At 69.2% G+C, this 23,890-nt stretch carries 15 protein-coding genes and 4 pseudogenes; 4 read left to right on the top strand and 15 right to left on the bottom strand.

Annotation, left to right across the window (positions count from 1 at the left end; translation table 11 throughout):
* Window positions 1-15 precede the first annotated feature (15 nt).
* Window positions 16-432 carry an LAETG motif-containing sortase-dependent surface protein gene (locus ABZT06_RS21700; protein ID WP_355743032.1) on the top strand — a complete coding sequence of 139 codons (417 nt, stop codon included), beginning with the start codon at window positions 16-18 and terminating at the stop codon, window positions 430-432.
* Window positions 433-755: 323 nt separating this feature from the next.
* Here ABZT06_RS21700 and ABZT06_RS21695 read toward each other — a convergent pair whose 3' ends face one another.
* From ABZT06_RS21695 to ABZT06_RS21635, 13 genes and pseudogenes are all read right to left on the bottom strand, one after another.
* The gene (locus tag ABZT06_RS21695; protein WP_355743029.1) at window positions 756-3,587 is read right to left on the bottom strand and encodes a SpoIIE family protein phosphatase; all 2,832 of its coding nucleotides are present in this window, start codon (window positions 3,585-3,587) and stop codon (window positions 756-758) included.
* A gap of 181 nt (window positions 3,588-3,768) precedes the next feature.
* Window positions 3,769-3,891, bottom strand: a complete 123-nt coding sequence (locus tag ABZT06_RS21690; protein ID WP_355743107.1) for a hypothetical protein — start codon at window positions 3,889-3,891, stop codon at window positions 3,769-3,771.
* A pseudogene (locus ABZT06_RS21685) lies at window positions 3,865-4,108 on the bottom strand (IS256 family transposase); the annotation flags it as partial. The pseudogene ABZT06_RS21685 and the gene ABZT06_RS21690, both read right to left, overlap by 27 nt.
* 572 nt (window positions 4,109-4,680) lie before the next feature.
* Window positions 4,681-5,406: an L-ribulose-5-phosphate 4-epimerase AraD gene (gene araD, locus ABZT06_RS21680; protein ID WP_355743025.1), complete on the bottom strand. Its 726-nt coding sequence runs from the start codon at window positions 5,404-5,406 to the stop codon at window positions 4,681-4,683.
* Between the two features lie 31 nt (window positions 5,407-5,437).
* The gene (araA, locus tag ABZT06_RS21675; RefSeq protein ID WP_355743022.1) at window positions 5,438-6,955 is read right to left on the bottom strand and encodes an L-arabinose isomerase; all 1,518 of its coding nucleotides are present in this window, start codon (window positions 6,953-6,955) and stop codon (window positions 5,438-5,440) included.
* Window positions 6,956-6,983: 28 nt separating this feature from the next.
* Window positions 6,984-8,675 (bottom strand): ribulokinase, encoded by a 1,692-nt coding sequence (gene araB / locus ABZT06_RS21670; protein WP_355743019.1) that lies wholly within the window; start codon window positions 8,673-8,675, stop codon window positions 6,984-6,986.
* Between the two features lie 122 nt (window positions 8,676-8,797).
* A complete protein-coding gene (locus ABZT06_RS21665) occupies window positions 8,798-10,534 on the bottom strand; it encodes an RICIN domain-containing protein (RefSeq protein WP_355743105.1) in 1,737 nt (578 codons plus the stop codon).
* 88 nt (window positions 10,535-10,622) lie between these two features.
* On the bottom strand, window positions 10,623-12,749 hold the full coding sequence (locus ABZT06_RS21660) for a beta-galactosidase (protein WP_355743016.1): 2,127 nt from the start codon (window positions 12,747-12,749) through the stop codon (window positions 10,623-10,625).
* A 66-nt stretch (window positions 12,750-12,815) separates the two neighbouring features.
* Window positions 12,816-13,763, bottom strand: coding sequence for a carbohydrate ABC transporter permease (locus tag ABZT06_RS21655; protein ID WP_355743013.1), 948 nt, complete (start codon window positions 13,761-13,763; stop codon window positions 12,816-12,818).
* Window positions 13,760-14,698, bottom strand: a complete 939-nt coding sequence (locus tag ABZT06_RS21650) for a sugar ABC transporter permease (protein ID WP_355743102.1) — start codon at window positions 14,696-14,698, stop codon at window positions 13,760-13,762. The genes ABZT06_RS21655 and ABZT06_RS21650 overlap by 4 nt, the downstream gene beginning before the upstream one ends.
* An 82-nt stretch (window positions 14,699-14,780) precedes the next feature.
* A complete protein-coding gene (locus ABZT06_RS21645) occupies window positions 14,781-16,175 on the bottom strand; it encodes an extracellular solute-binding protein (RefSeq protein ID WP_355743010.1) in 1,395 nt (464 codons plus the stop codon).
* Window positions 16,176-16,554: 379 nt separating this feature from the next.
* Entirely contained in the window at window positions 16,555-17,691 is a 1,137-nt protein-coding gene (locus ABZT06_RS21640) for a LacI family DNA-binding transcriptional regulator (protein WP_355743007.1), read from the bottom strand.
* Between the two features lie 393 nt (window positions 17,692-18,084).
* Window positions 18,085-18,382, bottom strand: a pseudogene (locus tag ABZT06_RS21635) (IS21 family transposase); the annotation flags it as partial.
* Between the two features lie 615 nt (window positions 18,383-18,997).
* Between ABZT06_RS21635 and ABZT06_RS21630 the strand changes: the two are divergent.
* Window positions 18,998-19,906, top strand: coding sequence for a dihydrodipicolinate synthase family protein (locus ABZT06_RS21630; RefSeq protein WP_355743004.1), 909 nt, complete (start codon window positions 18,998-19,000; stop codon window positions 19,904-19,906).
* Window positions 19,907-19,948: 42 nt separating this feature from the next.
* Window positions 19,949-21,025 (top strand): Glu/Leu/Phe/Val dehydrogenase dimerization domain-containing protein, encoded by a 1,077-nt coding sequence (locus ABZT06_RS21625; RefSeq protein WP_355743001.1) that lies wholly within the window; start codon window positions 19,949-19,951, stop codon window positions 21,023-21,025.
* 677 nt (window positions 21,026-21,702) lie between these two features.
* Here ABZT06_RS21625 and ABZT06_RS21620 read toward each other — a convergent pair.
* Together ABZT06_RS21620 and ABZT06_RS21615 are read right to left on the bottom strand one after the other, a co-directional pair.
* Complete coding sequence (locus tag ABZT06_RS21620; protein ID WP_355742998.1) at window positions 21,703-22,215, bottom strand: helix-turn-helix domain-containing protein; 513 nt, start codon at window positions 22,213-22,215, stop codon at window positions 21,703-21,705.
* A gap of 421 nt (window positions 22,216-22,636) precedes the next feature.
* Window positions 22,637-22,737 (bottom strand): annotated as a pseudogene (locus tag ABZT06_RS21615) (3-oxoadipate enol-lactone hydrolase); the annotation flags it as partial.
* Window positions 22,738-23,162: 425 nt separating this feature from the next.
* Here ABZT06_RS21615 and ABZT06_RS21610 point away from each other — a divergent pair.
* A pseudogene (locus ABZT06_RS21610) lies at window positions 23,163-23,753 on the top strand (AraC family transcriptional regulator); the annotation flags it as partial.
* Window positions 23,754-23,890: the final 137 nt, after the last annotated feature.

Here is a 23,890-nt window from a genome sequence, read left to right as displayed (position 1 = left end):
TTCAAGGTCGCGGATGTGGCTGGGGCTTACCACTCGGACGACTTCGGCCACCCGGTCACCCTGCCCGGTGCGGGCAAGGTGCCCGCGAATGTTACCGAAATCTGCAAACTCACGTGGGCGTGCACCCCGAAGCGGGACCCGCACCCCAACGCCGTGGGCCACAAGGTGATCGCTGCCGCGTTCGCAGCACAGTTCTCGAAGGTCTCGGAGCCCGAGCAGCAGCCCGCACCCGGCCCCAGCACTTCCTCCACCACCGGAGCAGCCAAGGACGCGGCAGCGAACCAGAACGAGCCGACGGCCGATGGGGAACTCGCCGAGACGGGCACTCCGAGCAGCGCTCCCATCGCCGCTGGTTCCGGTCTCGCCGCCGTGCTGGTCGGCACCGGCGCGGTCTACTTCGCCCGCAGGCGCCGTACCTCTACTCAGAACTGACGGTCAGGCAGCGCGGTCCCTGCTCATGGCGCGGACCCGCTCGGGGTAGGTCGCGGGCGGCTCGTTCGGCAGGGGACTCATGCGGTCGGTCCCGCCGCCGCAAGGCGCCCCCCAAGCGTGGCACAGTCGGCATCTGCGCCAAGACAGTGCCCACAGAAGCTGGGCCCATGCAATCGCCGACGTGCTCGCCCCGAGCTTCCTTCACGCCCTGCGCCTGTCTCGGCCGTGATCCGGACAGACCCCTCACGGAATGGCGCGTCGAACTTTCGCCCCTTGCCGAACTTCCCCTGCAGTCACGATCTCTACGCTACGGGGGGGGAACCTCACTGAGCCGTGCTGTGGCCTGGCAGGGAGTTCGGCAGCGGCTGTTCGGTCCATATGATCTTTCCGTCGGGCGTGTAGCGCACGCCCCAGCGTTGGCTGAGCATCGCGACCAGCTGCAGTCCGCGCCCGCCTTCGTCGGTGTCTCGTGCGCGGCGGATGCGAGGGGTGGTGAGGCTTCCGTCGGAGACTTCACAGATGAGACTGCGGCTGCGGACCAGGCGCAGTTGCAGGGGGCCGCTGGCGTGGCGCACGACGTTGCCCACCAGCTCGCTGGCGAGCAGTTCCGTCGTCATCTCCAGCTCGTCGAGCTGCCATTTGGCGAGTTGGCGACGGACGTGGGAGCGGGCCTGACCGGCCGCGATCGGATCTTCCGGGAGCGTCCAGACCGCCACGTCTTCGGGGCGCAGAGCGTGGGCCCGGGCAACGAGCACGGCCGCGTCGTCGCCGGTCTGCTCGCCCTCTGGCAGCAGGGCCGCGGTGAGCGAGGCGCACAGCCGGTCCAGGCGGCGGGCCTCCTCCGTCTGCTCCTGCCCGCCCGGCCGCGCCCCCGGTCCGGTCGCTTGGGCCGGGGGCGGCGTGGCGTCCGCGGTGCTGGCGAGAACGGTGGTCAGTTGCATGATGCCGGTGTCGATGTCGCGGCGGGCGGACTCGACGAACCCGTCGGTGTAGAGCACCAGGAGGCTTCCCTCGGGCAGCCTCAGCTCGGTGGTCTCGAAGGGGGGCGTGGCCGCGCCGAGGGGCGGGTCGGCCGCAAGAGCGAGGAGGCGGACCGTGCCGTCGGGGCTGACCACGGCCGGCGGCGGATGTCCCGCGCTGGAGACGGCACAACTACCGGTGGCCGGGTCGTACAAGGCGTACAGACAGGTGGCGTAGAAGTCGTCGCCGAGGTCGCTGACCAGGTCGTTTAGGTGCGAAAGCAGCTCGTCGGGAGGCAACTCGAGGCCGGCAAGGGTGTGCACCGCCGTACGCAGCCGCCCCATGGTGGCGGCCTCGGACAGGCCGTGCCCCATGACGTCTCCGATCACCAGCGCTACGCGGTCGCCGGACAGCGGGATGACGTCGTACCAGTCACCGCCGAGCATGCCCTCGCTGGCCGGGAGGTAACGGGCAGCGACCGTGACGGCGGGCAGCAGCGGCAGTACTCGCGGCAGCAGACCGCGCTGCAGTTCCTGGGCGCGGTGATGTTCGGCGTCGTACAGCCGGGCGCGCTCCAGGGTCTGCGCGATCAGTCCGCTCAGCGCGATGAGCAGTCCACGCTCGGTGTCCGCGAGGCGGCGCGGCTGTTCGAAGGAGATGACGCAGCCGCCCACGACACGCCCGGAGACCGTCAGCGGGAGAAAGGCCCAGGCGTGCTTTCCGCCGAGGGCAGCGAAGGAGGCGAGCCCGGGATAGCGGGCCTCCAGTTCCTGCGGTGAGTCGATGAACCGCGGCCCGCCGTCGCGAAGCGCCTGGTCGAGAGGGTTGTTCTCGGGCCGGTCGTGTAGCCGGTCGATGTACGAGCGGGGGTATCCGACCGATTGGAGGGTCCGGCCGCCGCCGGGGCCAGAAGCGTGCACGATCAGCCCCGTGGCCCCGACGAGCGGCAGCAACCGCTCAGCCACGGCGTCGATCACGTCCTGCACGGTGAGCGCCTCGGCCAGTGCCCTCGTCAGGTCTCCGATACGGGCGGTGCGCTCGACCGCCGCCCGCTCGTCGGCGGCTCGTCTGGCCTGCATCTCGCGGTTCTCGGTGACATCGGCCAAGTAGACCGTCAGCCCGTCGGGCACCGGGATGATCCGCAGGTGGTACACGCGCCGGTCGGTCGGCGACCGCACGTCGAGACCGGTGGCGACGCGGTCGGTCATCGCGCTGCGGCACCGTGATTCGAGGGCCGGCACGGCGACCGCCGGCAGCGCCCACAGCGTGCGGCCGACGAGGTCGTCCGAGGGACCGAGGAGCTTCTGGGCCCGCTCGTTGACGTACATGATCCGCCCGCCGGAGTCGACGGCGAGGAAGCCGTCGCTCATGTGCTGCAGAGCCCGGCCGACCGACTCCATGGCGGCCCGCGTCTCGGTGGTCTCCCACAGCCGGCCGACCATACGGGCCGGACGGCCGTCGTCCCCGTCGATGACCCGGCCCCTGGCCTCCACCCATCCGACCGTGCCGTCGGGCCGGAGCACTCGGTGCCTCACGCTGTACTCCCCGCCCTTACGGAGGGACTGCTCCGCATTGGCCACCACAGCCGGCAGATCCTCGGGGTGGATCAGCCCGCGCCAGGTCTCGATCCGTCCGTCGAAGTAGTCCGGGGGAATGCCTAGCACGAGCGGCATCTCCTCGTCCCAGACGATGTCGCCGGTGCGGATGTTCCAGTCCCACGCACCGATACGCACGGCCTGCCGTGCCGCCTGGAGAGGTGCCGCCAGGTGCCGGTCCGCGGCGCTGGAACCCAGCAGGTCGGCAATCCACCGCGCGGCCACTTCGAGAAGGCCGCGCTGCTCGGCGGTGGGTGGCCCTGGCCAACCGGTCGCGAAGGATAGGGCCCCGAGGGCGCCGCCGTTGTGGCACAGCGGAACAGCCGCCACGCCGGTGTGCGAAGCGGACGTCCGGCCGAGGGGTGTCGGCAGCCACACCACCCTGCGCTCGAGGATCGCCGTCGCCGCCGCCGTGTCGGCTTCGACCTCCTCGTCGCCGAGGCGGAGGCCCTCTGGCGTTCCACTGGTCAGCGCGGTTTGCAGGCGCAGGCTGCCGCCAGGCCCGTCGACGAGATACACCATGCCGACCAGGGCGTCGAGGGAGGTCACCGTCTGCTGCAGCGCCAACCGCAGCGCAACGTTGTCCGGTGTTTCGTGCACTTTTATATCTTCGCACCGACCGGTGAACGCGGCGGCGTGGCTCACCCCTCGCCGAACATCACAAGGTCGGCTCCACCTGGTACGGCTTCGGTGCGGGCAAGACCGGCGAGACGTTGGCGGACACGTCGTTCCAGGACACCCCCTGTTACACCGACCGGCAGGCCTGTTCCAGGAGCATGTCTCACAACAGGGGCTCGGCGCGTTTGATCAGCTGGCCGTTCTCGAACCTGGCGCCCGTGCGGCCCAGCGCCACCATGTGGGCCCCGGTGATCGCCCGCCAGCGGGCCTGGGCCGACTCGACCATCTGGAACACCATGGCGAGGGCGGCGGGGCTGCCGGCGCCGCGGGTGACCCTGATGCCTTGGAGAACGTCGATTCGATTGGGTTCGTACCAGGTATGAAAGTCGTGGGTGCCGCAGGTGAACCCAGTGCTCGGCCGGAAAGTCGTAGAACGCCAACAGTTCCTCGGCGTCGTCAGTGATCTTCGCGAATGCCTTGGGTCACCTGGTGCCGTAGGTCTTCGCGAGCGCGGAGTTGGCGCAGGTGTCCCGGTTCCCCGCCCCGGAACCCGTCGCCCTGGGCAAGCCCGGAGCCGCGGCCGACGGCGAGCTGTGAACACGGTGGCGGCCGAAGTCGGGGCCGGGGCGGCGCCGGGCGCGAGTCGTGCCTGGTCCGGGGCGTTGGCGGTGACGTCATGGGGTGCGAGGTCCGGTGCGGCCGCCCGCCCTGCCAAGGGGGTCAGGTCGTGCCACGGACCTTCAAGCTCGGCCCGACAACTCCCGCGCTTCGATCCCCAGTTCACCGGCGATCCGCGGCCCGGGCAGGCGGGCAGGCGGTCAGGCGGTCAGGCGGTCAGGCGGTCAGGCGGTCAGGCGGTCAACAGATTGTCGCGGCGGTGGAAGGAGGCGGCGTCGAAACGAGCGTGGCCGGAGCCCGAGCCGGAAGCCGTGTCCTGAAGCACCACATCCTCGCAACCCGGCGAAGCCAAGGAGCCCGCGGCCGCGCTGACGACATTTCGGCTCCCTCTGCCCCCTCTGATGCGAAGGTGCTCCGGTCAACCGGAGCACCTTCCGTGCGATGGCGGACGGGGGTGTCACCCGGCGGGTGCCGACATCGGGTTGCCGTAGTAGGCGTCGGGGCCGTGTTTGCGGGTGTAGTGGCGGGCGAGGAGGTGCGGGGGCGGCGGAGCCGTCGGGCCGAGGCTGAGCGTGTGCAGGGCGATGTCGGCGACGGCCTCGCAGATGATCGCGTGCTCCAGGGACTTGCGGGCGGTGGCCCCCCAGGTGAACGGGCCGTGGTTCGCGACCAGGGCGGCCGGCACCTCCACCGCCCTCTGGTCGTCCTCCTCCAGCAGGTCCACGATGATGCGCCCGGTGTTGTACTCGTAGTTCTTCGCGCACTGCTCCGCGGTCAGGTCCGGGGTGACGGGGATCGGCCCGTTGAAGGTGTCGGCGTGGGTGGTGCCGAGCACCGGTATCTCCCGGCGGGCCTGCGCGAACGCGACGGCGTGGGTCGAGTGGGTGTGGGTCACCCCGCCGATCGAGGGGAACGCCAGATATAGGCAGCGGTGTGTCTCGGTGTCGGTCGAGGGACGCAGATCGCCGTCGACGACCTCGCCGTCGGACAGCCGCACCGTCACCAGGTGCTCCAGCGCCAGGTCGTCGTACGGCACCCCCGAGGGCTTGATGACGAAGACCCCCGCCTCGCGGTCGACCCCGCTCACATTGCCCCAGGTCAAGGTGGCCAGGCCGACCTTCGGGATGGTCAGGTTGGCGTCCAGGACCTCCTGCCGGAGGCCGTCGCGGACTTGTACGGTCATCGGTTCTCTCCTGGAGTCCGGTTCGCGGCCGTCACAGGGCCTGGGCGAGACGGTGGTACGCGGCGTTCCACCTGATCTCCTTGGCGAACTGCTCGGTGGTGGTGTTCTGGTCGATGGTGAGCAGTTCGACGCCGGTCATGGCCGCGTAGTCGGTGAGCGTCTCCAGGTCGACGGCGGAGCTGAGGACGGTGTGGTGCGGGGCGCCGGCCAGCAGCCAGCTCTCCGCCGACTCGGCCAGCGAGGGCTGCGGCTTCCACACGGCCCGGGCCACGGGCAGGCGGCGCAGCGGTTCGCTGGGCGAGATGACATCGACGGCATTGGCGGTGAGCCGGAAGCGGTCCCCGAGGTCGGAGAGGCCTACCACCACGGCGGGGCCCTCGGCCGCGTTGAAGACCAGCCGGACCGGGTCCTCGCGGCCGCCGATGGACAGCGGGTGGATCTCGCAGCTGGGGCGGTCCGCGGCGATCGAGGGGCAGACCTCCAGCATGTGCGCGCCCAGGATGCGCGGTTCGCCGGGGCCCAGGTGGTAGGTGTAGTCCTCCATGAAGGAGGTGCCGCCGGGCTGTCCCTGGCCCATGACCTTCATCGTGCGCAGCAGCGCCGAGGTCTTCCAGTCGCCCTCGCCGCCGAAGCCGAAGCCGTCGGCCATCAGGCGCTGCACGGCCAGGCCGGGCAGCTGGCGCAGGCCGCCCAGGTCCTCGAAGTTGGTGGTGAAGGCGGTGAAGCCGCCCTCGGTGAGGAAGGTGCGCAGGCCGATCTCCTGGCGGGCCGCGTAGAGCAGGGAGTCGTGGCGGATGCCGCCGGGGCGCAGGGACGGCACGACGTCGTACAACTCGACGTACTCGGCGGCGAGTTGGGCCGCCGCCTTGTCCTCGACCTCGTCGACCACCGCCACCAGGTCATTGACGCCGTAGGTGTTGACGGAGAAGCCGAAGCGTATCTGGGCCTCGACCTTGTCGCCCTCGGTGACCGCGACGTCGCGCATGTTGTCGCCGAAGCGGGCCAGGCGCAGGCCGCGCGAGGCGTGGCGGCCCGCTGCAGCCCGGGCCCAGGCAGCGATCCGCCGGATCACCCGCGGATCGGTGGCGTGGCCGGCGACGATCTTGCGGTCGACGCCGACCCGGGACTCGATGTGCCCGAACTCCCGGTCGCCGTGGGCGGCCTGGTTGAGGTTCATGAAGTCCATGTCGATGCTCGGCCAGGGCAGCGACAGGTTGTACTGGGTGTGCAGGTGCAGCAGCGGCACGTCCAGCACGGAAAGGCCCGCGATCCACATCTTCGCCGGGGAGAAGGTGTGCATCCACGCGATCACGCCCACGCAGGTGTCGGAGGCGGAGGCCTCCTGGCAGATCCGGCGGATCGCCTCGGCGTCGGTCAGGACCGGCTTCCACACGATCTTGACGGGGACCTTGCCGGGGCCGCCGAGGATCTCGGCGATGTTCCTGGACTGCTTGGCGACCTGGTGCAGGACGTCGTCGCCGTACAGGCCCTGGCTGCCGGTGAGAAACCAGATCTCGTGATCGGGGTAGGCGGGGGCGTTGGTGTCCATGAGGGGTGGTTCCTTTCAGGCTTTCAGGTCAGGAGGACGCGGAGACTTCGGCGCGGATGCGGCGCAGGCGGTGCATGACCTCGTTGGTGCCACGGCCGAAGTAGTCGTGCAGCAGCTGGTATTCGGCGTACAGGCGGTCGTACGCCGCCGCGCGCTCCGGGTCGGGGAGGTAGACGGCCGGGCGGGCCTTGCCCATGGCCTGGGCGGCGGCCCGGATGTCCGGGTAGGCGCCCGCGGCGACCGCGGCGTGCATCGCCGAGCCCAGGGCGGGCCCCTGCGTCGAGTCGATGACGCCCAGGGGCAGCCGCGTGACGTCGGCGTAGATCTGCATCAGCAGGGCGTTCTTCATCAGACCGCCCGCGATGATCAGCTCCTGGACGGGGACCCCGGACGCCGTGAACGCCTCGATGATGGTGCGGGTGCCGAAGGCGGTGGCCTCCAACAGGGCCCGGTACACATCCTCGGGGCGGGTCGAGAGGGTCAGGCCCACCAGGACGCCGCTGAGGTCGTGGTCCACCAGGACACTGCGGTTGCCGCTCTGCCAGTCCAGCGCGATCAGCCCGTGCTCGCCGACCGCCTGTTCGGCCGCCAGCGCGGTGAGGTGCTCGTGCGGATCGCGGCCCAGGGCGGCGGCCTGTTCGGCGTACGCGGCGGGGAAACCGTTGCGCACGAACCAGCCGAAGATGTCACCGACGCCGCTCTGTCCGGCCTCGTAGCCCCACAGACCCGGCAGGATGCCGCCGTCGACGACCCCGCACATGCCGGGTACCTCGGCCCATTGGTCGGAGCTCATCACATGGCAGGTCGAGGTGCCCATGATGGCGACCATTCGGCCCGGCTCCACCGCAGTCGCCGCGGGCGCCGTGACATGGGCGTCGACGTTGCCGACGCAGACCGCGATGCCCTCGGGCAGCCCGGTCCAGGCCGCCGCCTCGGCCGTCAGCCCACCGGCGCGATCGCCGAGCTGACCGATCGGATGCTCCAGCTTCTCGGCCACGAAGTCGGCGAAGTCGGGGTTGAGCGCGGCAAGGTACTCGCGCGAGGGGTAACTGCCGTCCTGGTACTGGCCCTTGTAGCCCGCCGTGCAGGCATTGCGGACGTACGTCCCGGACAGGCGCCACACGATCCAGTCGGCGGCCTCCACCCACCGCTCCACGCGGGCGTAGACCTCCGGGTCCTCCTCCAGCAGCTGCAGCGCCTTGGCGAACTCCCACTCCGAGGAGATCTTCCCGCCGTACCGCTTCAGCCACGGCTCCTTGCGCTGCTCCGCCAGCTCCGTGATCCGGTCGGCCTGGGCCTGCGCCGCGTGGTGACGCCACAGCTTGACGTAGGCGTGCGGACGCGAGACGTACTCCGGCAGGTCGCACAACGGAGTCCCGTCCGCCAGCACCGGCACCATCGTGCACGCCGTGAAGTCCGTGCCGATACCGATGACCTGCTCCGGGCGCACCCCGGCACTCGCCAGCGCCTCGGGCACAGCGATCCGCAGCACGTCGATGTAGTCGGACGTCACCTGCAGCGCCCAGTCAGGCGGCAGCGCGGTCCCGTCGGGCAGCTGCCGGTCCAGGACGGCGTGCGTGTAGGGGTGCTCGGCGGCGGCCACCTCGGCGCCGTCGGACACCCGGACCACCACGGCCCGCCCCGAGAGAGTTCCGTAATCGACCCCGACGACGTACGTATCGGGATGGGGCTGTTGTTCCTGGTTCTCGGCGTGCACCATCACACCACCCTTTGTTCGATATTTCGAATGACGTTCGATATCCCGCGTGGGAGTATGACACGGTCCTCCCACGCCAGGTAGATGGTGGTGGCCCGGAATGTGCACCAAACCACCACCACCGCCTAGCGGACGAGCTTCCAGTCCTGCGAACCGTCGTCGGCCGCGTTCTGGAGGGTCAGGGGCGCCGAGGTGGAGGCGCCGGTCAGGTAGAGGTTGGTGTTCTTGACGGCCTGGAGCCGGTACGAGCCGTCGGGGTTGTTGATGAGGTTCCAGCTGCCGGTCGAGCTGTTGTCGACCCACTGGGCGATGCGCTGGCCGACCGTGGCGTTGCCCGTCCAGATGGCCGCCGCGCGGCCGCCCGACTTGTTCAGCAGGGTCGTACCGCCGCCCGGCTCGGTCACCACGTGCCAGTACTGGGTGTCCCGGTTCGCCGCCGCTCCGGAGTCCTCCAGGACCACGTCCGGTGTGTCCGCGTTGCCGAGGTTGGCGTCGTTGGTCTTGTTGCCGGTGCCGATCACCTGGCCCGTTTTCCGGTTGACCAGCCGGTAGTAGGTGCCGGCCGAGTCACCGAGGTCCACCTCGGCGTACGCGATCGTGGACGTGCCCTGGTTGTTGAGGATCGCGATGCGGCCGGTGCCGTCGACGTACTGGAGGTTGCGGCTGTAGCCCGCCGGCGAGGTGGTCTGGTACTCCGTCCACACACCGTCGCTGCGTCCGCTGTCGTTGATCCACACATCACCGCTGTTCGCCGCGTTGTAGACGAGACGCCCGTCGGGGAGCCGGATCAGCACCGGGCTGCCCCCGCCGCTGAGCGGACGGGAACCGGCGAGGACCGGCAGCGAGCCCACCGACATGCCCGTCTGGCTGCCCTTGAAGAACTTCAGCGGGTCGTCGGCGATCACGTACCTGGTGTTGGCGCCGCCGCCCCAGTACTCGAAGGTGAGCATCCACCTGCCGTCGGTCGTGGGCACGACGTTGGTCATGCCGGGCCGGCCGCCGCCGATCTCGGTCTTGCCGCCGCCCATGTCCTGGACGGATCCGGAGACGTCGACGACGGGGTCGCTCCAGCCGGCGCTCTTCCCGTCCCAGGTCCGGTGCACGAGGATCTGGCCGTGCGAGTCGGCGGCCGTGTCGTTGGCGGGGTCCTTCTTCGGGACGCCGGTGACGGGGTCGAAGCCGGTGTAGTCGTTCTCGTCGGAGTAGAAGCAGACCAGCTGGCTCTTGTAGACCATCAGGTACGGCTCCCAGAGCGGGTCCACCTGCCGGTACTTGTTGGCGGCCGCGACGTTCTGCCCGACCGCGCCCGCGCTGCCGCCCTGCCAGCCGCCCGTCGCCACGACGTTGACGACCTTCCAGCTCCTGCCCTGGTCGGTGCTGGAGTACAGGGCGATGGCCAGATCGCTGCGGTCCCCGTCGTTGTTCGGGGTCCAGTTCGGGTCGGCCGCCTTGTGCTCCGTGTAGTAGGAGTCGTCACCGGAGACGACACTCGCCAGGAGCAGGGTGCCGGCCTTCATCCCGCCGACGCTCTGCGGGAGGACGTACAGGTACGGGTTGGTCCAGTTGCTCGTGTACTTGGCGTACTTGGGGTCCTTGGAAAGATACGCCGGCGCCTTGACCTCCGACAGGGGCTGCCAGCTCGTTCCGTCGTCGTCACTCTTGTAGACCGGGAGCGTCTGGCCGGCCGCGCTGCCCGAGGACGTCACGACCGTCGACTTCTCGAAGGACGCGACCAGCCGTCCGCCGGGGAGCTGGGCCGACTTCGGGTAGACCGCGCAGTTGCCCCGCCCCTTCAGGCACGGCTCACTGCCCAGCTGGTACATGGTCCCGCCGGTCGGGTTGTACGCCTGTGCACCGGCCATCGAGCCGGCCAGCAGTGCCGCCGCCGCAATAGAACTGCCCAGCGCCTTTGCTGTGGTTCTTCTCTTCACTGCCCCTCCTTCGGGGATGTCACGGTGTTGCGGTGATGAGCACACGGACGTCCCAGGGACCCAGAGCCAGCGTGGTGCCGGCGGGAACGGACGTGCCGTCCAGAACGTCGGAGAGATCGGCCGGCACGCTCACGCCTGCGGCCTCCCAGCTCCAGTTGTGAACGATGTGGACCCGACGGCCGTCGGGAGCGGTGCCGGTCGTCGCGGTGACCGACTCGGGAAGGTCCTGCCACCCGCCGGTCGCGGTGGGCGCCAGCCATTCGGCGAGCGCGCGGGCGAGGTCGCGGCCCGGCGCCATGCCGACGGTCGTGACCCGGCCCGTGCCGTGGACCCGGGTGGTGATCGCCGGCCACCGGCCGAAGTGCGGGTGGTCGTAGCCCGCGAGCACCTCGGCGTCGGTGGCGTTCAGGCACTCGATCCAGTGGGTCGCGGTGGCGGACTCGGTGAGCCGCAGCGGGCTGTCGGGCGTCCCGTGCACAGGAACGTCCCGGTGAAGGTTGCTGAATTCGTCGTACGTCGCCCCCGCGGCCTCGGCGAGACGGCCGGGGGCCGGGGTGAGCCGGGCCCTCGCCTCGTGGTCGGCGTAGCCGGTGCGGGGCCCGAGGACCAGGTGGCCGCCCGCGTGGGCGTAGGCCGCCAGCCAGTCGAGGGTGACGTCGTCGACGACGTACAGGGCCGGGGCGACAAGGACGGGGTGGCGCCGTACGGCTTCTTCCGGGGTCAGCTCCCCCAGCTGCCGGGCGTGCACGATCCGCACCTGGCGGCGGGCGTCGAAGGCACCGCGGTAGAAGGGGTCGAAGAGGCGGTGGTAGGCGGCGGCGTCCGGTTCGCCGTCGGGGGTCGCGAGCGGCGGGTACTTCTGCATGAGCCACTTGCTCGGCGTCGAGTAGACCATCGTGATGTCGGCGTCCGGTTCGAGTCCGGCGACCAGCGGGCCCGCGGCCTCGAACTCCGCGCCCAGCCGGGCTATTTCGGCGTAGGTGCGGCCGGGCCGGCCGGTGTGCGGGAGAACTCCGCCCCAGTAGGTCTCGGCGCCGAAGCGCAGGGTCTGCCACTGCCAGTACTCGATCATCCGGGCGCCGCGCGCCACGTGCGCCCAGGCGGCCTGGCGCCACTGGCCGTCGTAGCCGGGCCGGTTGTCCCACGCGAAGCCGATGGAGTTCGCGTTGGTCTCGGTGACGAGGAAGGGTTCCTGGCGGGAGGAGAACATCCAGTCGGCGGTCTGGTACATCGACCAGACGCCGGTGGTCTTCCACGCCTGCTCGTGCGTGTCGGGGGTGGGGTCGGGCAGCAGGAGACCGTCCTGCATGTCGTAGTACGGGTTGCCGGAGGCGATGTCGAGCCGGGCCGACAGCTCGTCGTCCGCGACGCCCTGGCGGGTGTAGGAGATGCAGGTGGTGACGAACTGCCCGTCCCGCGCGTACTCGCGGACGATGTCCGCCTGCCAGCCGATGAACTCGGTGACCTGGCGGGCCTGGAACTCCCGCCAGGCGACGTCGTACTGGGGCTGTTCGTTGCCGTCGGGCGTCCACAGATCGGACCAGTCGGACAGGCGGTGCGACCAGTACACCAGCCCCCACTCGCGGTTGAGGGTCTCGACGTCGCCGTACTTGTCGCGCAGGTGGTCCACGAACCGCTGGAAGACCCCGCCGTTGTGGAAGAGGTGCAGGCCGGGTTCGTTGTCGACCTGCCAGCCGATGACCGCCGGGTGGTCAGCGTAGCGTGCCGCGATCCTGCGGATCACCCGCTCGGCGTGAAACCGGAACGCGGGGTGGGTGAAGTCGATCTCCTGCCGGGCGCCCCAGCCCATCCGCTGCCCGGTGGCGCGCTCGGCGGTGATCTCCGGGTACTGCCGGGCCAGCCACTGCGGAGCGGCGTAGGTCGGGGTTCCGAGGATGACGGAGATGCCGCGCTCGTGGGCGCCGTCGAGGACGGGCTGGAGCCAGTCGAGGTCGAAGCGGCCGTTCTCGGGCTCCCAGGTCGACCAGACCGACTCACCCACGCGGATGACGTTGAAGTGCGCCTCGACCATCAGGTCCAGGTCGGTCTTGAGCCGTTCGTCGGGCCGCAGTTCGGGGTCGTAGGCGGGCGTGTACTCGTGGTAGTACGCGGCACCGAACAGGACGCGGGCGGGCAGAACCGCCATGGGGGAACCTCCGAGGTGTCAATGGGGGGATGCGCCGGGGCGTCGGCGCTGACGTCGACGCGGGTGTCACTGCTTGACGCCGCCGGCGGCCAGACCGCTCTGCCAGTACCGCTGCAGGAGCAGGAAGGCGACGACGAGCGGGATGACGGAGATGAGGGAACCGGTCACCACGAGCGCGAGCATGTTGCTGTTCGCGCCGCTGCCGCCGCCGAAGGCCTGGGACGCCCAGGACGAGAGGCCGACCGTGACGGGGTACAGGTTCGGGTCGTTCAACATGATCAGCGGCAGGAAGTAGTTGTTCCAGGTCGCCACGAGCGTGAAGAGCACGACGGTCACCAGGCCCGGGGCCAGCAGCCGCAGCGCGATCGTGCAGAAGATGCGCAACTCCCCCGCCCCGTCGATGCGCGCGGCCTCCAGCAGGCTGTCCGGGACGGCGTCCGCGGCGTAGATACGCATGAGGTACAGGCCGAACGGGCTGACCAGGGAGGGCAGGACGATGGCCCAGGGGGTGTTGACCAGGTCCACCTTCGCGAAGAGCAGGTAGGTGGGAATGGCCAGGGCGGTGGTCGGGATCATGATGGCGCCGAGTACCAGGGCGAAGGCCGCGTTGTTGCCCCGGAACCGGTACTTGGCGAAGCCGTAGCCGGCGGCGGCGGCCAAAAAGGCGGCGCCGAGTGCGCTGCCGACGGAGTACAGGACCGTGTTGAGCAGCCAGTGCAGGAACACCCCGTCGTCGTGGGTGAGCGTCTCCCGGACGTTCGTGAGCAGTTGCGGTGTGTGCGAGAACCACAGACCGAAGGTGGTGAACAGGTCCTGGGTGCTCTTGGTCGAGGAGACGGCGAGCCAGAACAGCGGCAGCAGGAAGTACGCCAGAACCGCCAGCATGACGATGGTCAGCGGTGTGCTGCGGCGGCCGACCTGCCCTCGGCGCCGTCCACGAGCACTCCGCGGTGTGCCGGGTGTGGTGGTGTGCGGGGCCGGCCGGGACGTGGAAGGGGAAGTCGTGGTCGTCACGAGGTCCTCCTGCGGTTCGCGATGAACAGGACGGCGTAGGAGAAGATCACGATGACCAGGCCGAGGAAGAAGGACACCGCGGCCGAGTAGTTGACCTGCTGACCGGTGAACGCCAGGGAGTAGGCGTAGAGGTTGGCGGTGAACGCGTTGTCGATGACGTCGGGAGCGATGGGCTGCAGCAGCTTCGGCTCGTTGAACAGCTGGAAGCTGCCGATCACGGAGAACAGCAGGGTGAGGAGCAACGCGGGGCGCAGGGCCGGGAGTTTGATGGACCAGGCGGTCCGCCAGGCACCGGCACCGTCCATGGCCGCCGCCTCGTAGAGCTCCTGGGGGATGGTCCGCAGAGCCGCGTACAGGATGATCATGTTGTAGCCGACGAACTCCCAGGTGACAATGTTCGCCAGGCTGCCCAGCATCCAACCGTCGCTGAGAAAGCGCGGGATGGGGAGACCGAGCTTCTCGCTCAGCTGGGCGAAAGGCCCGAAGTCCGGCCCGTAGAGGTAGCCCCACATGAGGGTGGCGACCACGCTCGGGACGGCGTACGGGACGAAGATGCCCAGGCGGATCACACGGGCGAGGCGCAGCAGACCGCTGTCGAGCGCGAGCGCGAAGACCAGGGCCAGCAGGAGCATCAGCGGGACCTGGATCACGAAGAACGTCGCGACCCGCAGGACTCCCCTGTGCAGGAGCGGGTCCTTCAGGGCTGTCACGTAGTTGTCCAGCCCGACGAACGTGTTCCCGCCGATTAGCTTTTCCTGGAACAGGCTGAGGTAGGCGGCGTAGCCCAGCGGGGCGAGGAACATCAGCAGGAACAGCACCATGAACGGTGCGACGAACAGGGGACCTGCCGCACCTTGGCGCAGGCCACCGAGTGGGCGGCGCTTGGGCCCAGCTCGGCGCGGCTCCTCGGTGGAGGCCACGGTCGTGGCAGTCATCATCGGGCCTTTCTTGGGGGAAGGGCTGGCCGGGGGCGGGTTCCGTGCCGGCGCGTCAGGTCACCGCCACGGAACCCGCGGCTCACGGGGCCTTGACCGTGAAGCCCTGGGCCTTGGCGTAGGTGGTGAGCCGCGACTGCCATGCGTCGAGCGCGGCGACGGCGTCCTTCTTCCTGGTGAGAGCCGTGCCCACGGTCTCGGTCCAGTCGGTGACGGCCTGGTCGAGGAACGGCGGCCACTGGAAGTCGGGGCTCACCGTCCTGCCGATCTCAGCGAACTCCTGGTTGACCTTCTGCCCGCCGTAGAAGGAGGCCGCGGCGCCCGTGAAGGACGGGTCCTCCAGCAGCGGCTTCGTCGCCGGGAAGAACGACTGCTTGGTGTTGAACAGCTTCGCGCTGTCCGGGTCGCTGTTGAGGAACTGCGCGAACACCGCGGCCGCGATCGGGTTCTTGGTCTGCTTGATGACCGCGCTGGTCGAACCGCCCCAGTTGCCCGAACTCGGCTTCGACGCGTCCCACTGCGGCAGCGGGGCGGCGCGCCACTTGCCCGCGGTGGACTTGGCCGAGCCGGCGAGGAAGACCGGCCCCCAGGCGGCGGTGATCCAGGTGGCGTACTTGCCCTTGTTGAGCGCGGAGAACCAGGCGTCGGTGAAGTCCGGCTCGACGCCGATGACACCCTCTTGAGCCAGGCCGCCCCAGTAGGCGGCGAGCTTCTTGGAGATCGCGTCGTCGACATCGATGGTGACATTGCCCTTGCCGGAGGAGGCGTAGGGCTTGGCGCCCGCCTGCCAGAGCAGGCCGTGCCAGGCGGCCGCCTCGTTCCCGGCCAGGTTGGTCAGATAGACCTCCGGGTCGGCCTTGTGCAGCTTGCGGGCCGCAGCGGCGAAGTCGTCCCAGGTCTTCGGCGGCTCGATGCCGTGCTTCTCGAAGATGTCCGCCCGGTACAGCATGCCCATCGGACCGGTGTCCTGCGGGATCGCCCAGATCTCGCCCTTGGGGCCGCTGACCTGCCCCCAGGTCCAGTCGACGAAGGTGTCCTTCAGCTTGGCCGCGCCGAACGGGTTCAGGTCCAGGAGGCTGTCCGTGATCGTGAACGTGGGAATGGCCTGGTACTCCATCTGCGCCACGTCCGGGGCGCCGCTGCCGGCCTTGATCGCTGTGCGCAGCTTCGTGTAATGCTGCACGCCCTGCCCCGCGTTGACGACCTTGACCTTGATCGCCGGGTACTTCTTCTCGAAGAGCGCCACCTCCTGGTCGATGTCCGGAACCCACGTCCAGAACGTCAACTGGGTCGGCTTCTTCATCGCCTTGTCGATGTCGGCCTGGCTGACCGCCTTCGAGGACGAGGAGGCGGACCCACCGCCGTCACCGCCGCCACAGGCGGACAGGGCGGCACCCAACGACACCGCTCCCGCGGTGGTGAGCAGGAGCCGGCGGCTCAACTGGGACTGGCTGGGGGTGGAGTGGGATCTGCGCATGACGAACTCCCGCCGATGGCTGAGGAATGGCACGCCGAGCACGGGCGTGCGAGTTGAGGGTGGTGAGGAAGACAGGAAGCTCGGACGCGACGGCCAGGACACAGAGGTCGGCATGGCACGGGTGCACGTCTTCGCGGACGCCGCCCGGCGGGAGCCCCCGGATGCAGCGGGGAGCCCCGTGGACGGGGAGGTTGCGGGTGGCGCGGAGAGTCGGGGCAGCCGGGATGCTCGGTGACTACCCGACCAAAGGCAAGGGCGCAGCGTTGATACGACGAGCTGTCCGAGGGTGTGAGGCCACTGCCGGGGAAACGGCCGGTACGGCGGCTCGCCTCACGATTGCCTGACCGGCGAGGAAGACTGCTCCTCGTATCGGTGCTGATCAGTTGTACGTGGCCGCACCTCCGTCCCCGGGTGGGCCGGATCGGCCCCCGCTGGGAGAAGAGGCCAGGGCCCGATCTCGGCCCGGGGTCATCCAGGTCGACGGCGGGGGCCCGGTCGAGGCGCGGACCACGAGCTCGACCGGTGGTTCCCCGGCCGACAGGGGTGGCGCGTCCGGGTTCTCGATGGAGTGCACGAGGCGTTCGAGCCCCTCCCGCGCCACGGTGTCGAAGGGCTGACGCATCGTGGTGAGAGGGGGAGTCACATAGGCGGCGACGGGAATGTCGTCGAAACCCACGACGCTCACGTCCTCCGGCACCCGTCGGCCGGCCTCCGCCAAGGCGCGGATGAGACCGATCGCCATGTCGTCGTTGGCCGCGAACACAGCGGTCATGTCGTCGTCGCGGGCCAGCTCGCGACCCGCCCTGTAGCCGCTCGCGGCCGACCAGTCGCCCTCGACGACACGCGGTGTAGTCCTGCCGTGCGCGACGAGCGTGGACCGCCAGCCCTCCAGCCGGTCACGGGCGGCGTACCAACGCTGCGGACCGGCGAGGTGGTGGACCGTGTCGTGCCCCAGCTCCAGCAGATGCTCGGTCGCCGTACGCGCCATCAGATCGGCGCCCACGCCCGCGGCCAGCGTCCTGGGCGTGGACAGAGGCGGCGCCCCGAGGACGAGGACCGGTACGTCGACACGTGCGGAGAGGTCGTCGCCGTGCCCGTCGTCGATCGGCTCGGAGATGATGATGCCGTCGACACCCTGCTCCAGGAGCGAGTCGACCGCACCGGCGACGCCCGTCGGGTCGCCTTCCAGTGTGTTGACCACACGCAGGGCGTATCCCGTGTCCCGTACCGCCCGTTCGACCCCCATGATCAGGGAGGCGGGTCCGTACAGGGCAGTACCCAGCGTCACCACGCCGATGGAACGCGTACGCCCTGAGGCCAGTGCCCGGGCGGCGTTGTTCAACCGGTAACCGAGTTCCTCACCGGCTTCCAGGACGCGTCGGCGCACTTCGACGGAGACATAGGGCTCGTCGTTGTAGACCCTGGACACGGTCTTCTGGGACACACCCGCCAGCCGGGCCACATCCACACTGCGCGGCGCACCGGAACTGCCGCCCCGCCCTGCGCCTCGCCTCATGGAGTCTCCAGATGATCGTGACCGGTGACGGCCGGTGTTCGTCATGACTGCGGTGTCTGACTGCGCTGACATGTCTACGCAGTCACAGAGCGCCCGTCAAGCGTCCGAAACAGATTCGTAACGTCGCAAGGTGTCGGCCCGACCCTTGACCGAGCGAGATCCCCGAGCCCGCTACAAGCCTTGACGGGGCAGCTCTGACTGCGCAGACATAGGGTAGGTGCCGAACGTCTGTTCCGTTCGGGTACCGCGGCACGCCGACGTGACCTGCAACTGCTACCTGTCGGGCCTCGGGTCGGGACACCAGTCGTCCGACCTCCCTGGCAGCCTCGCCGGGCTCCCCCACGACCGACCAAGAACCTGGCCTCCTGCAGATAAAACTTTGACCCGCTGCTAATTGATCGTCGAGCCGTACTCCTGCACCAGGCGCTCATGCACCACCGCACCCTTGATGAGGATCTCCGCCCGCAGCATCGCGTCGATCAAAGGAGAGACCTCGTCCACCACCCGCCTGCGCGGCCGGCCATTCGAGATCCGCTTGCGGCGCGGACGGCGCCGTGCCGGACAGGTACGTACGGACCGTCTTGCGGTCCAGCCCCGTCTCCTTGGCCACCTCCGCCAGGCTCACCGCCCCGGACTTCAACAGGGCACGGAACCGCCGCAGTTCCAACCATCGTTGCGGATCCAAGACCACCGCACGACCGCTCTTCGCCACCCTCACCGGACGAACGGCAGACTGCCGGGCACCATCCCTCACCACATCAACAAGCGTCCCTTTTCACTCGTACGCGACCAGGGACGTTCGTGTGTACGCCGACACCCCTCGCGTCCAGACCGGCCGCGCCGGCGAGGACGACCAAGCCGACTGACCCAAGGCAGAGGTGCGCGGTCCCGGCCCGGCTCGCTCGGGCCTTTGCGTATGGCTGTTGGTTCGGGCGGCACCCTGACGGGCCGTGGTGCCTGTGTCGCGTCCAGTCCGCACCGCTGGCCAGCCGGCACTGCCGATGAAGACGACCGGCGCAATGCAGGCCCCCGCCTTGCCGAACCGGAACGTGAGCGACGGCACCCCCAGTTCGGGCCCCGCCCATGTACCTGCATCCGACGGACTGTTACTACCTGGTCTGATGTCCGGCGGAGCGTAACCGCGCGCACATAGGCAAGCACAAGTGAGATGGCAGAAAAGCCTCACCTCTTTGGAAAATCCCGACGTCAAACAGCACCCCTCTGCCTTGTGTCTCCTTACGTCAGCCTCTAAGCTGCGCTACGTCGACCCCTCACCGACCGGGTTGATCATCCGAATGGAGCAGGAATGGCTAAGACGCGAGCCGGCCGCCCCGGTGGCCTGGTGTGCCCAGTGATCACGCCGGTGACGCCGCACAACGGGTTGAACGCCGACGCCCTGTCCCGCCACATCGACGCACTGGTTCCGCACGTCGACGGCGTCTTCGTGTTGGGCTCCTCCGGTGAGCACCCGTGGCTTCTCGCGGATGTCGAGCGAGAAGTGGTCGCGGTCGCTGGGAAGCAGCTGGCCGGGCGAGCCGCGCTCTACGTCGGCGCCGGGCAGTCAAGCGTCGATGCGACCTTGCGTACCTTCGACGAGTACGCCGACTCGGCGGCCGACTACCTCGTGGTCACTCCGCCGACCTTCTTCCCGCTCTCCGACGCCGAGACCATCGATGCGTTCGTGACCCTCGCCGATCATGCACCCCGGCCCGTCGTCCTCTACAACATTCCCCAGTTCGCCGGGAACGGCATCTCCACCGAAGTCCTGCGTGAGGTCGCACAGCACCCGAGGTTTGTGGGCGTGAAGGACAGCAGCGGGGACCTGTCCTTGGTCGCCGCCTTCCTCAAGGCCCGCCCGTCCGACTTCGCCGTACTGCAGGGCCGCGACCATCTGATCGCGGCCACCCTCCGGCTCGGCGGGGACGGCGCCGTTGCCGCACTGTCCAACATCGCCGCACCGCTCCTGGCCGAGCTGGTCCACGCCGGGCAGGACACCGCCGGACACCACCGCCTCGACGCTCTGCAGGACGAGGTGGACCACCTCGGCAAGCTGCTCGCTTACGGCCTCGTGGGTGCGCTGAAGGCGAGTCTCGAACTGCTCGGGTTGCCGGTCGGCGCACCCCAGCGCCCCGCGCGCACGGTGTCTGCCGCCGAGCGGGACCAGATCGCGAAGATCCTCCACACCTTCGACGGACGCCTGCTCGCAGCGTTCTGACACACCCACCCCACCAGCGGACCCAGCCGAGAGGAACCCCAGATGAGCGCCCACACCGAACTCGACGCCACCATCGATCACGAGGAGGTGGTCATCCGCCGCGGCGAGCGCACCGGCCAGCCCGTCATCGTCGCTATCCACAACACCAAGCTCGGACCGGCTCTGGGCGGCGTCCGGCTGACGAGGTACGACTCCCCCGTCTCCGCAGTCGTCGACGTCCTGCGGCTGAGCCGCGCCATGACGTTCAAGGCCGCAGCCTCGAACAACGGCACCGGCGGCGGGAAGTCGGTCGTCCCGCTGCTGCCTGGCGGCCCGCCGCGCGTCGACGGCCAGTTCCGCACCAGCTTGCTGCTTGACGTCGCCGACGTCGTCCACTCGCTGGGTGGCCGCTACATCGTCGCCCCCGACGTGGGCACGGGACCGACCGAGATGCGCACCATGCGCATGCGTACGCCCTACGTCGGCGGCTACACGATCACCGCCGAGGGCATCCCGGCCACCACCCACGGCACCGCCGGTGGTGTGGAGCGGGCCCTGCTGGCCACCGCCCAGCACCTGTGGGGCACCACCAACCTCGACGGACGCACCATCGCCGTGATCGGGTTCGGTGCCGTCGGCCGCTCCCTCACCGAGAAGCTCATCAAGCGGGGCGCCACGGTCTCGACCACTGACATCGACGAATCCCTGCGTGAGCAGGCCGAGGCAGTCGGCGCCACCTGGATCCCCCTCGACACCGCCCATGAAGCCGAGGTCGACATCCTCGCCCCCTGTGCGCTCGGCGGCACCCTCACCCCCACGCTCGTCCCGCGGCTGCGCTGCAAGGCCTTCGTGGGCTCGGCCAACAACCAGCTCAGCACCGACTCCGTCGCCGGCTCACTGCGCGAGCGCAACATCATCTGGACCCCGGACTTCATCGCCAACGCCGGCGGCATCCTCTACGCCAGCGGCATCGAGCTCCAGCACCTCACCCCCGAGCAGGCCGACCACCGCCTCGACGAGATCGCGGAGACGACCACTCGGGCCCTGGAGCGCAGCGACCGAGACGGCGTCACCACGCTCGCCGCCGCCTACGACCTCGCACGCGAGCGGCTCGCCGCCGCCGAGACCATCAGGCCGTAACAAGCAGGCCCCGCTCACAGGGCTCCTGCCTGCCCATGCCGGCGGGCTGGCTGGCTGGCGTACCCATGCAGGACCATGGACGCCACGCCGGTCCCCCGGCGTAGTGACTATTGATGCGGTTGCTGCCCTTTGGGCCATCAGAGAGCACCGCGATTGCGACCGGCGCCCTTGCGCCCGCTGCTGAGCAGGCGTTGGCTCTCGGGATCGCCAGGTCCTGCGGCACGTCTGGCCGTTGGGGGCGCATTTCAGACGGCATCATGTCCGTCGAACGTCGACGCACACGCGTTGGACCAGGGCACGACGATCCGAAGACGCTACAGCGCAGCCGACGCCAGACCTCAGTCAGATAGTGATCGCTGCTCACCGACCGAGCACTCTTCGCGTGAAAGCGGCTGATAGCCCGCTGTCGGCAGAAAGATTGATCGCCCTCGGTTCCTGCGCCGGCCAAAAAGAAGCTCAAGCACCTACACCAGGAGCTGTCCTGCAAAGCCACGGGATCGAAGAAAAGCGCTCAGTGCGGGCCAGGAATCCGTCCATCAGAACCTGCCCCTCGCCTGCGGCTGCTTTCATCGGTCCAGCTCCGTCAAGGGCACCTGTCTGCGCTGACCCGAGCGATCGCCGACGCCGACTCAAAGCACTCCAGGCAGTCTCCAGTACATCCAGGAAGTCGCAGGCGCTCAGACGACTCCGGGCTCCTGGGGCGGTGTGGTGCTGACGACGGCTGGGCCAGGCACCAGTTCGAGGTCGTCCGGCGTGACGGTGTGTCCGACATTGCAGTGCAGTTCCGCTCGCACGCCCGCGCCGCAATCTGCGTGGCGCAGGCGTACGGCACCCCCGCCGGGGGCCAGGTGCCGGTCACCCCACTGCATCAGGGCGAAGAACACTGTCATGAGCTGGTTGCCGCGGTCGGTGAGCACATAGCGTTCACGGGTGCGCTGGCCGTGCTCTTGGTAGGAGACCTTGTTGAGAAGGCCCGCGTCGACCATTTCCGCCAGACGCGCGGATGCCGTGGGCTGACTTACCTTCGCCTGACGTGCCAGATCCGTGAAATGCGTCGTGCCGTAGTAGACCTCCCGCAGGAGAATCCACGTGGACTGGTTGGAGACGAGCTCCAGGGCGAGGCGTCCTGAGCAGGGAACGTCGTACCAGCTGTCGCGGTCGGTGAGGGAGTCGCGAAGTGGAGTCGGCATGGTGTCACTATACGCTTATGCGCCGCGATCGAGAATCCGGGTGGACCTCTGACTTAAGGCAGCGTACCGCAGGTGACTGCTCCGATCGCGCCGAGCGTATCGATGGCCAGAGTGAGAACGTCTGACGAACTCATGCTCGTGGAAGGCTGCTGACGGAGGGGCCGTCGTCCTGCCTGTCGTGAGAGGACGCGAGGGGTCAGCGACGCTGACGCACCATGTGGCCCCGACTTCCCAGAAGTACGTGATCCGCCACGACAATCGCATCATCAGCTGGCCGGAACGGGTTACCCATCCCGCATCAACGCCCCGTAACACCTGCCAGTGATCATCCGCTGCCGGGTACGTGGCGGTGTTCGCGGTGCGGCGCTTGGGCGAGGAAGTCCTCGCCCAGGCAGGACACACCGTCCTCACCTGCACACGACATGTGCCATGTGGTACCCAAGGAGGACCCAAGATCAGGACAGGTGCCTCTTCTGGCCCGTCAAAGCGGTATTGCAGGGTGTTCGGTGGTGTCTCGCTCACCCGTCTGAGCCTCTCATCTGTCACCTGCAGAGCTACCGCCAAGGCCAGAAAGTCACGCCGTCCCTGCTTCGGGTGCTCGACAGCGGCGAGCCCGAGTACAACGGAGCCCATGAAGGAGCCCTCCGACCATCCTGACCGGCCACACGACGAGGCCCCGCCGGAGCAAACGACGCTGTTGGTTAGTCCGGGCCTCGCGTGACGTCGGCCTTGAAGGCCCTCAACTCGGACCACCTGGACGTCAGAAGACGGTTCCGACTTCCTGTCGATCGTGGTCTTGACCGACCGGTGGGCCAGCCAGCACGAGACCTCGTAGATCGGGACACCGCTGGCAGGGCAGTCGAGGTGAAGTGATGCAGGCTGAAAGGCGTGCAGTTCGTCTCACCGTCCGCATCGACGATGCCGGCCACGGCCAACCGGCACGCCTTGACGTGCTGCGGCCCGACCTCGCCCGTCTCCTGGCCCCGCTCACCGCGCACGCGGCCCCTGCCGTGCTCACCCCGCACCCCGACGACGCCGCCTGGCTCCAACAGACGGCACTCCAATTCCTGGACGAACACCGCGCACTGGGGTGCCCCCTCGACATCCACCACGCCCTGCGCCGCAGCCTGCTCGAATCACTGCTGCTGCGCCTGGCGAACTCCCCGGGCATCGCCCCCATCAGCACGGCCCCGGCCGATACCGGCCGCGCCAACAGTTACGGGCGCTTCCTGGACGCCTTGGAGCTGCACTTTTGCGAACTGCACCAGGCCGCGGACTACGCCGAGTTGCTCGGCTGCTCGGTCCGCACCCTCAGCCGTGCCGCACGGGACGCCACCGGCAAGGGAGTACGCGAACCCATCGACGCGCTGCGCCTCCTGGAAGCCCGGCGCCTACTGGGAGCCGCCCGGTGCGACGCCCGGGCCGTGGCCGCCCACCTCAGCTTCACCGATCCCGCGGACTTCGGCCGTTTCTTCCGCGACCGCACCGGTCTCACCCCGGCCGCCTTCGCGGCCGACGCAGCCAGGACCGACGCGTGACGGTGCCCCGGCGGAGGCCCCCAACGGCGGCCGACACGTCGCCGTGCAGCCGGGCCGGCACCACCACAGGGTGGTGGCCACTCGCGGGCTCCGGGAGCTCACGCGAGTGCGGTGAGGAAGCGGGCGCCCGGGCCACG

It is taken from the genome of Streptomyces sp. NPDC005483, assembly GCF_040606035.1.
Taxonomy (GTDB): domain Bacteria; phylum Actinomycetota; class Actinomycetes; order Streptomycetales; family Streptomycetaceae; genus Streptomyces.
The sequence above is the reverse complement of the archived record's forward strand: the minus strand, read 5'-3'. Positions and strand labels throughout refer to the sequence as shown.

Coding starts and splice junctions, on each gene's coding strand:
- ABZT06_RS21690 (WP_355743107.1), bottom strand. CDS start 3,891: ATGGTCGAGTCGGCCCAGGCCCGCTGGCGGGCGATCACCGGGGCCCAC.
- araD (WP_355743025.1), bottom strand. CDS start 5,406: ATGACCGTACAAGTCCGCGACGGCCTCCGGCAGGAGGTCCTGGACGCC.
- araA (WP_355743022.1), bottom strand. CDS start 6,955: ATGGACACCAACGCCCCCGCCTACCCCGATCACGAGATCTGGTTTCTC.
- araB (WP_355743019.1), bottom strand. CDS start 8,675: ATGGTGCACGCCGAGAACCAGGAACAACAGCCCCATCCCGATACGTAC.
- ABZT06_RS21665 (WP_355743105.1), bottom strand. CDS start 10,534: ATGGCCGGTGCACAGGCGTACAACCCGACCGGCGGGACCATGTACCAG.
- ABZT06_RS21660 (WP_355743016.1), bottom strand. CDS start 12,749: ATGGCGGTTCTGCCCGCCCGCGTCCTGTTCGGTGCCGCGTACTACCAC.
- ABZT06_RS21650 (WP_355743102.1), bottom strand. CDS start 14,698: ATGACTGCCACGACCGTGGCCTCCACCGAGGAGCCGCGCCGAGCTGGG.
- ABZT06_RS21645 (WP_355743010.1), bottom strand. CDS start 16,175: ATGCGCAGATCCCACTCCACCCCCAGCCAGTCCCAGTTGAGCCGCCGG.
- ABZT06_RS21640 (WP_355743007.1), bottom strand. CDS start 17,691: ATGAGGCGAGGCGCAGGGCGGGGCGGCAGTTCCGGTGCGCCGCGCAGT.
- ABZT06_RS21630 (WP_355743004.1), top strand. CDS start 18,998: ATGGCTAAGACGCGAGCCGGCCGCCCCGGTGGCCTGGTGTGCCCAGTG.
- ABZT06_RS21625 (WP_355743001.1), top strand. CDS start 19,949: ATGAGCGCCCACACCGAACTCGACGCCACCATCGATCACGAGGAGGTG.
- ABZT06_RS21620 (WP_355742998.1), bottom strand. CDS start 22,215: ATGCCGACTCCACTTCGCGACTCCCTCACCGACCGCGACAGCTGGTAC.